The sequence below is a fragment of the Chryseobacterium indologenes genome, from assembly GCF_018362995.1.
Classification (GTDB): Bacteria; Bacteroidota; Bacteroidia; order Flavobacteriales; family Weeksellaceae; genus Chryseobacterium; species Chryseobacterium indologenes_G.
In genome coordinates, this window is record NZ_CP074372.1 from 1,008,495 (window position 1) to 1,020,544 (window position 12,050).

Below are 12,050 nucleotides of genomic sequence, written 5' to 3' on the forward strand. Positions count from 1 at the left end.
AATGAACACCAACTTAAAAAATACAGTAAGCCAGGAAAACTGGAATCAGGCCAACAGAAACCTAATGGCCAAAACCATCGCAGAGCTGATGCATGAAGAGCTTCTCAAACCTGTGGCAACTTTTGAAGATCAGGACGGATATACCATTTTTAAACTTGAAACAGGATTTGAAAATATTACCTACAGCTTCCGCGGACAGGAAAGGATGATGGATTATTGGCATATTGATAAAAACAGTATTACAAAGACCGAAAACGGTGAAGATCTGTCTGCCGTAGATGTGGCGGCTTTCTTTCTGGAAATGCAGTCAATTTTTGATTTAGATCCTTATACCATTGCAAGATATACAGAAGAATTGCTGCATACGCTGTATTGTGATGCTTTTATTTTATCCAAAGGAGTAATGTCTTCAAAAGACCTTGCGGATGCTGATTACCAGACTGTGGAGCACAACATGACCGGACATCCGTGGGTTATTGTGAACAAAAGCCGATTGGGTTTTTCTCCACGTGATCTGAAAACATTTGCCCCTGAAGCAGATGAGAATTTAAAAGTAATCTGGCTGGCTTCCCATAAAAGCAGATCGTCATTCCAGGCTTTGGAACATATTGACCGAGAGCAGTTTTATCGTTCCGAAATAGGAGAGGATTTATATAATAATTTTCAACAACAACTGATTAGTGAAGGTAAAAATGTTGAAGATTACCACTTTATTCCTGTACATCCTTGGCAGTGGGAGCACAAGCTTCAGATTCATTTTGCCGGAGATATTGCTTCCGGACTTTTAATCCAGCTGGGAGAGGGAAGTGATACCTACAGCCCGCAGCAAAGTATCCGTACTTTATTCAATGTAGATAATCCTAAAAAGAGATACCTGAAAACAGCTGTTTCTATTCTGAGTACAGGAAATATCAGAGGATTATCACCTAAGCAGATGAAAATTGCTCCTGCCATTACAGACTGGGTAAAAGGCTTAATTAAAGATGATGCTTACCTTGAAAATAAAGAAACTATTTTCTTAGGAGAAGAAGCTGCCATCACTTATCTGCACCCACAGTACGGAACTATTGCCAGTGTTCCTTACCAATACAATGAATTCCTTGGAGCATTATGGAGAGAAAGTGCTGAAAACTATCTGAAAGAAGATGAGCAAATGGTAACCATGGCTTCTTTACTTTATGTAGATGAAAGTGGAGTTCCATTGGTTCAGGCATTTGCAGAAAAAGCAGGTGTGAGTATCAAAGAATGGATTGAAAGCTATCTTGATGCCTATCTTACCCCATTATTACACATTTATTACACCCATTCATTATGTGTAACGCCACATGGAGAAAACATTATGGTTGTTTTGAAAAATGGAATTCCAAAAAGAATCGTAATCAAAGATTTTGTGGATGATATTGTACTTACCACAGAAGCCAGAGAAAAACTTCCTGCACACCTTGCAGACGGTTTGATTCAGTCTTCCAACAAAGAAAATATCCCGTTGTTTATTTTGCTGGGTGTTTTTGATGCTTTCTTCAGATATCTGTCAAATGCATTGCATACCTATTCAGACTTTAAGGAAGAAAAATTCTGGGGACTTGTCCACAACTGTGTAGAAAATTATAAAGCTGAGAATACCCACCTTCAGGAAAGATACGAAAAGTATGACCTGTACGTGCCTGCATTTAAAAGATTCTATATCAACAGTCTGCGTCTGAAAAATAACGGTTACAGTGAAAATAAAGCATTTGCCATTCCGAGAAAAGACGGAGCACTGCCTAATCCGCTGTATCAGATTGCCAATAAAAATTCAGTAGCAGCAGTATGAGGAAATTCCTGCATATACTAAAAGAAGGAGCGGTTTTTACGTATGGAGCCATAGCCGGAAAGAAAGTTGAACTGACTTCCGGGAGTATCAACCGTTCCATCTTTAGTCTTGCCATTCCCATGGTGATGGAACTTGTTATGGAATCTGTTTTTGTGAGTGTCAATCTATTGATTATTGCAAAATTAGGCGACAAGGTTCTTGGTCTTGTGGGAATTACAGATAACTACATCAACTTTGCTTATGCTATTGCCGTAGGTTTGGGAATTGCAGCAGCAACCCTTACCGCCAGAAGAGCAGGTGAAAAAGATAAAGAAGGAATGGGCAGAACAGCCCAATATATCATCTTGCTGGCTCTGTTTTTTGCAGTGCTTATTGGTGGAATTTCCTGCTTTTTCGCATCAGAAATTGTTGATTTTTTGGGAATCAATGCCAGTACGGTAACTGAAGGCGTTTCTTTCTCACGACTGGTCTTCCTGAGTATCGGGCTTGTAATTCTTCGTTTATCTGTAAATGGACTCTTCAGAGGGGCTGGTGACGCCGACATAGCTATGAAATCGCTTTGGATCTGCCATATTTCCAATATCATCTTTGCAGTGATCCTTGTTTTCGGATTAGGATTTATACCTGCTTTTGGATTGATGGGATTGGCATATGCTACAGTTTTATCAAGGCTTTTAGGGGTTTTATATCAAGCCTTCGTATTGATGTCCGGAAAAACCAGCATCAGCATCAGAGTTCCTTTACAGCTTGATATTCCATTGCTGCAGAAGATTCTGAAACTCGCATTTGGAGGATTGGTTCAGTATATCATTCCAACATCCAGCTGGCTGATTATGGTGAAAATCATCTCTACTTTCGGAACAACAGCGCTGGCAGGATACATTATTGCCCAGCGTATTGCTTCGGTCGCTACAATGCCTGCCTGGGGAATAGGAAATGCGGCTGGAGTTCTTACAGGCCAGAATCTGGGTGCCGGAGAACCGGACCGTGCAGAAAAAACAGTCTGGAGAGCAGGAACCATCAACATGACTTATCTGGTAATTGTAGCCTTATTCTGGCAGATTGCTGCTGAATATGTGGTGAAATTTTTTACTACCGAACCTGAAGTTGCAAGATATGCGGTTCAATACATCCATGTGGTTTCTATGGCGTATCTGCTGTTAGGATTCACCATGGTAATCAGCCGTGCTCTGAATGCGGCCGGAAACATATTACAGGTAACGTTGTTGTACCTCGTTATGTTTTATGTGATTCAGCTTCCGCTGGCTTATCTCTTAGGAGTAAGGTTTCAGTGGGAACTGAGAGGAATATTTACCGCTATCGTTTCTTCGGAAATAGTTTTGGCTGTACTATTCCTCATGATTTTTAAAAATGGAAAATGGAAAACTATAAAAATTTAAAATGAACACTACAGAAGAATTTTATGAAATTATCGCCTCTGCCATCGCAATAAAGAAAGAATTGGTAGATGAAAAACTAACATATCAGGAAATCCCGGAATGGGATTCTATGTCTCATCTTCTGATCGTAGAAGCGCTTGAACAGTTTTATCAGATCAAATTTGATTTTAATGATATTCTGGAGATGGGAACCGTCGGCAAGATTCGTGAAAAAATGAAAAAATACGAAGTATTCGTAGAAAACTAAGCCTATGAAAATTTTAGAAAATGTAATTGCCAATAAGAACCTGGCGTTTACAGATGCTTCCATCGGTACAACAATACCGGTGGGAACACTGTACCGGTCTTTAGGCTTAAACCCCGTAGAAAAAGGCCTGCTCTTTTTGTACAATGACAATCAGCTGCCTAGCATTGAGGTGCTCCTCAATTTTTACGGAACAGCGCACACGATAGCGGTATTGGGACAGAAACTCCATGAGGAGTTCAAAGAACGTATTGAAGCGGAGTACCGCCCAAAATATATTTTTGATCCGCAGAGAGAAGCCATTGAAGGATACAGCCTGAAAGAATTCTCAGACCATATCAGAATTTTTGCAAAGGATGATTATAAAAGTGTGGTTACCATTCACCCTGACATCAAAATTCTTTTGAGTACTTCAGGAACTACAGGTGTTCCGAAACTGGTTAAGTTATCTGATGAAAGTCTTTATCAGAACGCCTTGAGTATTCTTCAGTATATGCCGATTCTGGATACTGATGTAGTTCCTTTAAACGTTCCGATCAACTTTGTGTACGGATTTTCTATTTTCACCACCAACTGTATGCGCGCCGGAAGAATTGTGTGTACAGATAAAGACATTATGCAGAAAGCATTCTGGGACGAAATGGAGGAGTACGGCTACAGTACTTTGGGTGGAGTGCCTTTCCTCTATGAAAATTTGAACAGAATAGGATTCTTCAGAAAAGATTCTCCAAGTCTGAGATATTTTACCCACACCGGAGGTGTAATCAATGCTGAATTGAGAAAAACCATTTTCTCTTACTGTCATGAATTTAAAAAAGATTTCTTTGCACAATACGGACAGACTGAAGCAGGTGGAAGAATGGCTTATCTTACTACAGAAGGATTGCTGGAGGGTGAAACTTCTATCGGAACTCCTGTACACAAAGGAAGTTTCAGAATTGATCCTGAAACCGATGAACTTCTCTTTTCACACATCAGTATTTTCGGAGGTTACGCCAATAAGCTGGAAGATTTGACAACGTACGAGCAGCCTTCCGTACTGCATACCGGAGATACCGCCAGAAAAGGTGAAAACGGAATTTATTATATCACAGGTAGAATAAAACGTATCATGAAGCTTTTCGGAATACGTCTTAATCTCGATGAGGTAGAATTTATTCTTAAAAATGAAATGCAGGGCAATACTTTCGTATGTCTGAATGCTAATGATAAAAAAATCGTGGTGTTGTATGACAACCCGGAAATAGATCCTCAGATCATCACCGAAACCATTAAAAATAAACTGCGTATCAACCCACAATATGTACGCACAGAACTTATAGAATCATTCCCATTATCACAAAACGGTAAAATAAACTATCCCCTGTTACAAAACCTACAGCATGAAAACATCTAAAACCCTTATATTACTTCTTGGCCTTGCTTTATCTTCCAACTCGCTTTCTGCACAGCAGGGCGACAGAATTCATGGCAAAATCATGCTGTCTGAAAAAGCACCGGTAAAAAACGCTGTTTTAAGACTTGTCAACACGTCTTATCAGGCAAAAACCAATAATTTAGGAGAATATTACTTTGAAAATGTGCCACCTGGAGAATATACGCTTCAGGTGGTTTTAAATGACATTGAACTGATGAGGGAATCCATCCACATTCAGAAAGATGTCTATGAAATTCCTGCAATTTACGCCCCGTTACACAATAATGTGATTGAGGGAATTACCGTATATGCAGTGAGCAGAAATAAATTTTTGGATAAAGACAGTACTTCAGTGGCTAAAATGCCATTGAAAGTTCTTGAGAATCCACAGGCTTACACAAGCATCAACCAGCAGATCATGAAAGAACAGCTTACTTACGATATCTCGGAAGTATTGAAAAATGTTCCGGGAATGGTAAAAATGCAGGGAAGCCCGGGAAGAGGTTCAGGAGACGGAAGTTTCTACTACAGCCTTAGAGGTTTTCCTACCAAAGTATCCATGGTAGACGGTGTTCCTGCAACCACCAACGGAGAAATAGATCCTGCCGATCTTGAACGTCTGGAAGTGATCAAAGGTCCTTCAGGAACATTGTATGGAGGTGCAGTAACTTCGTTTGGAGGTTTAATCAATGCTGTAACCAAAAAACCGAAAGATTATTTAGGAGGTGAAGCTTCTTATTTGATGGGAAGCTACAATCTGAACCGTGTCACAGCTGATGTTTACGGACCGATTACGGAATCCAGAAATATGTTATTCCGCTTAAATGCGGCATATCAGTATCAAAATGGTTTCAGGGATTCCGAATTCAGGAAATCATTCTTTGTAGCCCCTACAGTTAGTTATCAGGTTAATGAAAGGCTTAAGTTTAACTTAGGAGCTCAGATTTATAATTATGAAGGAACAAACACTCCGATTATTTTCCTTCCGAGAACAAGAGCTTATTTTTCTCATAATCCCGATGAACTTGGTTTCGACTGGAAAAGGTCATATTCCAACAATGATATGACGTTAAAAGCTCCGTCCATCAATGTAAAAGCTGAGGCTAATTACAAAATTTCAGATAAATGGACTTCACAAACCTTGCTTTCAAGAAACTTCAGAAAAACAGAAGGTTTGTACCAATATCAGTTTATCAGAGGAAATACAAGTGATGCCATGCTGGAACGTAACGTACAATGGCAGAACTCAGAAGCATCTTCTACAAGTGTTCAGCAGAACTTCAACGGAGAATTTAACATCGGAAAAGTTAAAAATAAAGTATTAATCGGATTAGATTACCTTAATCAGACAATCAACAATAACCATTCTCCGATTGTGGTATTTGATAATGTGGACGGACAAAATTTGACAGGGAGCTATGGAAGCATTTCTAAAGACCTTGCCCTTCAGAAAATCCAGGCAGCTACTCAGGCGGCAATTTCAGCAGGTAAAACACCTTTGGTTAGAAATACCACTGCATCCAATCTTTATGGAGCTTATATTTCAAACGTAACCTATATTACCGACCGTTTGATTACGCTGGTAAGTTTGCGTATGGATCATTATGAAAGTAAAGGACAGCTTAATCTGAATGATAACAAACGTGTGGGTGAATTCAAACAGACGGCATGGTCTCCCAAAGTAGGAATCGTATACCAGATACTTAAAGACCAGTTATCTGCCTATGGGAACTATATGAATGGCTTCAGCTATACAGCACCTGTTACACAACAGTTGGCAGACTACAGTGGAGATATGAAGCCACAGATGGCCAACCAGTGGGAGGTAGGATTGAAAGGAAATCTCTGGAGAAACAAAATTAATTTTACCGTTTCATATTATGACATCCTTGTCGACAATATCCAGAGAGGAACCGGAGTGATCCGTGACGGAAAAGAATACAATATTGTTGTTCAGGACGGAAAACAAAGAAGTAAAGGCATTGAAATCGAAACGATCATGAATCCTGTTCAGGGATTAAATATTATGGCCGGATATGCTTACAATCACAGCAGATATGAAAAAGCTGATCCTGCTGTAGAGGGGCGCCGTCCGGAATCTGCAGGTCCTGCGAATGTATTCAATTCCTGGATCAGTTACATACTTCCGATTAAAGGACTTCAGGGACTTGGAGTAGGTTTCGGGGTAAACCGTGTAGGAAAACAGATTACCGGAAATAAAGTGGTTACCGGACAGTTTATATTTCCTGCCTATACTTTGGTGAATGCTTCTATTTCCCTTGAAAAAGAAAGATACAGGCTAGGATTTAAAATGAATAACCTGGGCAATGTACAATACTTTGCAGGGCAGGGAGTAGTAGTCGCTCAGATGCCTCGTAATTTCGTTGCTGAGGTAAGCTTTAAATTTTAAGGATGAAATTAAAGTTTAGAAAAATTGCATATCAGTTACATCTATGGCTCGGACTCACGTCCGGGCTTATAGTTGTTATTATGGCCGCTACAGGATGTATCCTTGCTTTTGAAGAAGAATTAAAACATATTGTTCACCCCAACAGATATTATGTTGAAAACATTGGAAGAAAAAAGCTTTCATTATCTCAACTTACGGAAAAAGCAGAAAAAGCACTTCCTGAAGGACTGAAGGTTAAAAGGGTAGTAATACCTTCCGATCCTGCACAAACCTATATATTCCGAACCCTTAAAATGGATAACGAAGCATGGACGTATTGGGGAACTTATCTTTATTATTACCGTGTGTATATTGATCCTTATAACGGAAAAGTTCAGGAAGTGGAAGATGCCAAAAAGGACTTTTTTGAAATTGTATTGGATCTTCACAGAAGGCTTTTGCTGGGTGAAAAAATAGGGAAAACAATTACCGGCTATTCCACACTTGTGTTGGGGATCATTCTTTTTTCGGGGCTTGTAATATGGTACCCCCGTAAAATGAGCAAAAGTATGCTGAAAGGAATGTTTTTCATTAAATTATCAGCCAACTGGAAAAGAATCAATTATGATCTTCATAATGTACTGGGATTTTATTCAGTGATTCCTTTGCTTATTATTTCTTATTCCGCATTGATATGGAACTTTGAAGATGTAGACAAATGGGTAAAGAATACATTAAATGGAAACATTCCCACAGAAAAGAAAGCCAAAAGTATCATACCTTCCGGAGAGTTTTCAAACCGGGAAAATATTCTCAATCTGATTGGAAATACCATGGAAAATGGACTTAAAAACAAAAAATCAGCGCTTATTAATTTTCCAAGATCAGAAGAAGGTACTTATTATACTGAACTGACTTATGACGGAAGACAATACAGAAACGAACAGTTTAATTTTGATCAGTATTCAGGAGATATCTTAAAATCTCAATCTTATAAAAACAAAAATATCGGATATGGAACCGCATTGAGAGAAAGAAATTATGACCTTCACACCGGAAGCATTTTGGGAATAACGAGCAGAATCATTTATTTTCTGGCAGCAATGATCGCAACATCACTTCCCATCACCGGTTTTATCATCTATTTAAACAGGAAAAAGAAAAAACCAAAACATAAGAAAAACAAAATAGTTTATCCTTCTCATCATTAATAAAGAGAAGAGGTTATCTCAAAGGACAACAATCCGACTTTTGTCATTCTGACGAAGGAAGAATCTCATTAATAATTCAGGTGAAGAGATTCTTCACTACATTCCATTTCGTTCAGAATGACACTTTGACATAGCCTCTTCACTTTTACTATTCAAAAGTAAGAATATCCAATGTCAATTTTATCGAAGATAAAATCCTTGCGCCTTAAAACAAGTTTTCTTCATCTCAATTGCGCCTTCGCGTTTTCCAACTAATAAAATAATCAGCTTATCAATTCTTTCACGTTTTTCGAAAACACCTCAATCCCTTTATTCATTTCCTCAACATTCAAATCCCCAAACCCCAGGCGCATCGCGGTAAGCCCTTTATTCTGATATAATAATGTTTTAGGAATAAAAAGATTATCCTTCGCACAATTCCTGCTCAGCTGCATCAGATTCAGCGGAATATTCCATTCCAGCCATAGGGCAAGTCCTCCGGAAGGTTTTTTAAAAGAAATAAAATCACCAAGATTCTCTTCCAACAGTCCGGAAAAATAGTCACGTCTTTCCTGATAAACTTTTAAAGATTTTTTCAGATAACGGTTGATTTCTCCTTCTGCGATCATTTCTCCAAGCGCTCTTTCCATCAGAATATCGCCCTGACGATCTATAATTCCCAGGTATTTACGCATTTCTGTCATCAGATTCTCCGGAGCAACAATAAATCCTGTCCTGAATCCCGGAGCCAAAGACTTTCCGAAAGAACCAATATAGATCACCATTCCGTTCGTATCAGCACTGGCTAACGGAAGAATAGGACTTTTATCGTAATGAAATTCATAATCGTAATCATCTTCCAGGATAATAAATCCATATTCATTGGCCAGTTCCAGTAATTCAAATCTTCTCTGAGCGCTCAAAGCAACCGTAGTAGGATAGTGGTGGTGCGGAGTAAGATAAAGCATGCGTATTTTCTGTTTTTTACAGGCTTCACGAACACTTTCCACTATAATTCCTTCTTCATCAATGGGAATCGAAACAATGCCAACCCCAGCTTTCATAAAGATCATATTGACGGAAAAATAACTCAAAGCGCCCACCAACACGGTGTCACCGGCAGAAAGAAGAATTTCTGAAACAATATAAATACTCATTTCCGTACTTCTGGTAATAAGAAGGTTATTCTTGGAAATAGGAAGTCCGCGGGAAAGATTCAGATATTGGGATAAATGTTCCTTAAAAAATTCACTTCCGTCATGATTGTAATGTCCAAAAGCTTTCTGGCTGGATTTACGTTTCAAAATAGAACTGTAAAACCGGGAATGTTGTCCGATTTGCGTTAAACGGATATCCGGCACCCCATCATTAAAGACATACTCACAATCCGAATGTTCAAAGGGATTATCTAAGATATTGGATGTTTTAAATGAAAAACCTGTTGTTATTGGATAATTTTCAAGATTATTTTGCTCAAAATCGTTCACTTTCACAGGTTTTTCCTGATCTTTTCCAATCACAAAAGTCCCTTTGTTCGGAAAACTCTCTGTCCAGCCTTGAGCCGACAGTTCATCATAAACTGCAACCGCTGTATTTCTATGGATTTCCAACATTTCACTGAAGGTTCTTGTCCCCGGAAGTTTTGTTCCAAAAGGTAAAACACCTCTCTGAATGGTATTGATCAGCTGATTGGCAATCTGCAGATAGATAGAAGTCTCTGATTTTCTATCAATTTTTATAAAACTTTCGTAAGGAATTTTAACCGGACTATCCATAATATCAAAACTGGCACCATGTAACCATCCGGCAATATACTACTTTTGACATCAAAATAAAAATCTATGGAATTTCATCATCTGTTAAAAAGAATTGTACAGGACGGAAGTACCCATGCCAAATGGCTCAATACACTTTCTTATATGGAAAATGCCGGTGCAAGAAAAATATCAAAATGTGAACATCCAACATTGGTTTCTCAGATCCAGCTGAAACATGCGGCTGAAGAACACCGTCACGCTTATTATCTAAAAAAACAGATTGGGAAAATAGATCCGGAATTATGTAAAACCTATGAAAGCACAGAGCTTCTGGCTCCTATTGCAACAAGTCAATATCTTCACTCATTGGATATAAAAGCCTGTCGCTACCTTCAGAATGCTTTTAATCTTGATAAAACAGATATTAAATATGCTGCCTATCTTTTTGTAACCTATGCAATTGAGGTACGTGCTGACGAACTTTATCCGGTTTATCAAGAGGCACTTACTGAAGCTTCTTCTAAAATCATGGTAAAATCTATTATCCTTGAAGAAGAGGGACATTTGGAAGAAATGATTCATCAGCTTAATGAATTTTCACCAGACTGGAAGCACCATGCAGACCATATTCTAACAATAGAAAAAGAATTGCATGAAGAATGGATCAATGCGATTACTCAGGAAGTAGCTCAGCTGAATTATGCTTAGCAATACCTTCCGTTTCCAGGAGTCTCTGGATAAAAGAGAAGAAGAAGGAACGTTGAGGCGTTTGCGTCTTCGTTCTGATGGAATTGATTTTTATTCCAATGATTATCTTGGATTTGCAAGAAGTAAGGAACTTCAAAATTTACTACTGCAAAAGATTACGGATAATCCTCAGCTGCTTTCCGGAAGCACAGGTTCAAGGTTGATTAGCGGGAACAGTGATATTGCTGTTTCGGTGGAGAAAGGTATTGCTCAAAAACATCAGTTTGAGTCTGCCTTGCTTTTTCCATCGGGATATAATGCAAATCTGGCTTTGTTTTCCACACTTCCCGGTCGCCATGATGTAGTTATTGTGGACGAACAGATTCATCGGTCGGTACATGATGCCTGCAAGCTTTCGAATGCTAAAAAGCTGAAATTCAAGCATAATGATATTGAAGATCTTGAAAATATTTTAAAAAGACAGGAAGGTCATTGTTATATCGCAATAGAAAGTCTTTATTCCATGGAAGGAGATTTTGCTCCTATTTCGGAAATCGCTGCACTTGCCAGTAAATATAAAGCCTCTCTGATTGTTGATGAAGCACACGCATTTGGCGTTTTTGGATATGGATTGATTGAAAAATATGAGTTGCAGAAGCAGATTTCAGCAGCCGTTATCACTTACGGAAAAGCCCTTGGAGTTCATGGAGCATCAATTCTTTGCAGTGAAACGGTGAAATCTTATTTGGTGAATTTTGCAAGTCCGTTTATTTATACCACTTCAGCGCAGGATTTTCAGTGGATGAGCATCAAAACAGGGTATGAATTTTTAGATCAAAATTATGAACAGGCAACAAAACTTCAGGACAATATCAGAATTTTCCGAATTCAAAATCTAGATTCTCCATCAGCAGAAACGAGTCCGGTTCAGGCCATTCTAATCCCGGATAACCAAAAACTGAAAACAGTACAGAACACTTTATCTGAAGAAGGTTTTTTAACCTATGCGATATACTGCCCAACGGTAAAAGAAGGAAATGAACGCTTGAGAATATGCCTTCACAGCTTTAATACAGAAGAAGAAATTATGAAACTGACAGAAATTATTAAAGAATTGATGTAAAGTATAATTTTTTAAATCCCGAAACACGAA

At 38.6% G+C, this 12,050-nt stretch carries 9 protein-coding genes; 8 read left to right on the top strand and 1 reads right to left on the bottom strand.

What is annotated here, in order from left to right:
- Position 1 precedes the first annotated feature (1 nt).
- Genes DYR29_RS04560 through DYR29_RS04585 form a run of 6 tightly spaced genes read left to right on the top strand, consistent with a single transcriptional unit; the run spans position 2 to position 8,474 of the window.
- Entirely contained in the window at positions 2-1,813 is a 1,812-nt protein-coding gene (locus DYR29_RS04560; RefSeq protein ID WP_213279491.1) for an IucA/IucC family protein, read from the top strand.
- Positions 1,810-3,213 carry an MATE family efflux transporter gene (locus DYR29_RS04565; RefSeq protein ID WP_213279492.1) on the top strand — a complete coding sequence of 468 codons (1,404 nt, stop codon included), beginning with the start codon at positions 1,810-1,812 and terminating at the stop codon, positions 3,211-3,213. The genes DYR29_RS04560 and DYR29_RS04565 overlap by 4 nt, the downstream gene beginning before the upstream one ends.
- A 1-nt stretch (position 3,214) precedes the next feature.
- Positions 3,215-3,460: an acyl carrier protein gene (locus DYR29_RS04570; RefSeq protein WP_047374822.1), complete on the top strand. Its 246-nt coding sequence runs from the start codon at positions 3,215-3,217 to the stop codon at positions 3,458-3,460.
- A gap of 4 nt (positions 3,461-3,464) precedes the next feature.
- Positions 3,465-4,853 (top strand): AMP-binding protein, encoded by a 1,389-nt coding sequence (locus DYR29_RS04575; protein ID WP_213279493.1) that lies wholly within the window; start codon positions 3,465-3,467, stop codon positions 4,851-4,853.
- On the top strand, positions 4,840-7,284 hold the full coding sequence (locus DYR29_RS04580) for a TonB-dependent receptor (protein ID WP_213279494.1): 2,445 nt from the start codon (positions 4,840-4,842) through the stop codon (positions 7,282-7,284). The genes DYR29_RS04575 and DYR29_RS04580 overlap by 14 nt, the downstream gene beginning before the upstream one ends.
- 2 nt (positions 7,285-7,286) lie before the next feature.
- Complete coding sequence (locus tag DYR29_RS04585) at positions 7,287-8,474, top strand: PepSY-associated TM helix domain-containing protein (RefSeq protein WP_213279495.1); 1,188 nt, start codon at positions 7,287-7,289, stop codon at positions 8,472-8,474.
- Positions 8,475-8,737: 263 nt separating this feature from the next.
- Here the strand turns inward: DYR29_RS04585 and DYR29_RS04590 are convergent, their stop codons facing one another.
- Positions 8,738-10,228: a PLP-dependent aminotransferase family protein gene (locus DYR29_RS04590; RefSeq protein WP_213279496.1), complete on the bottom strand. Its 1,491-nt coding sequence runs from the start codon at positions 10,226-10,228 to the stop codon at positions 8,738-8,740.
- Between the two features lie 66 nt (positions 10,229-10,294).
- On the opposite strand from DYR29_RS04590, the gene DYR29_RS04595 reads away from it, so the two are divergent.
- The gene (locus tag DYR29_RS04595; RefSeq protein WP_213279497.1) at positions 10,295-10,918 is read left to right on the top strand and encodes a hypothetical protein; all 624 of its coding nucleotides are present in this window, start codon (positions 10,295-10,297) and stop codon (positions 10,916-10,918) included.
- The gene (locus DYR29_RS04600) at positions 10,911-12,020 is read left to right on the top strand and encodes an aminotransferase class I/II-fold pyridoxal phosphate-dependent enzyme (protein ID WP_213279498.1); all 1,110 of its coding nucleotides are present in this window, start codon (positions 10,911-10,913) and stop codon (positions 12,018-12,020) included. The genes DYR29_RS04595 and DYR29_RS04600 overlap by 8 nt, the downstream gene beginning before the upstream one ends.
- Positions 12,021-12,050: the final 30 nt, after the last annotated feature.

Coding starts and splice junctions, on each gene's coding strand:
- DYR29_RS04595 (WP_213279497.1), top strand. CDS start 10,295: ATGGAATTTCATCATCTGTTAAAAAGAATTGTACAGGACGGAAGTACC.
- DYR29_RS04585 (WP_213279495.1), top strand. CDS start 7,287: ATGAAATTAAAGTTTAGAAAAATTGCATATCAGTTACATCTATGGCTC.
- DYR29_RS04590 (WP_213279496.1), bottom strand. CDS start 10,228: ATGGATAGTCCGGTTAAAATTCCTTACGAAAGTTTTATAAAAATTGAT.
- DYR29_RS04570 (WP_047374822.1), top strand. CDS start 3,215: ATGAACACTACAGAAGAATTTTATGAAATTATCGCCTCTGCCATCGCA.
- DYR29_RS04580 (WP_213279494.1), top strand. CDS start 4,840: ATGAAAACATCTAAAACCCTTATATTACTTCTTGGCCTTGCTTTATCT.
- DYR29_RS04560 (WP_213279491.1), top strand. CDS start 2: ATGAACACCAACTTAAAAAATACAGTAAGCCAGGAAAACTGGAATCAG.
- DYR29_RS04600 (WP_213279498.1), top strand. CDS start 10,911: ATGCTTAGCAATACCTTCCGTTTCCAGGAGTCTCTGGATAAAAGAGAA.
- DYR29_RS04565 (WP_213279492.1), top strand. CDS start 1,810: ATGAGGAAATTCCTGCATATACTAAAAGAAGGAGCGGTTTTTACGTAT.
- DYR29_RS04575 (WP_213279493.1), top strand. CDS start 3,465: ATGAAAATTTTAGAAAATGTAATTGCCAATAAGAACCTGGCGTTTACA.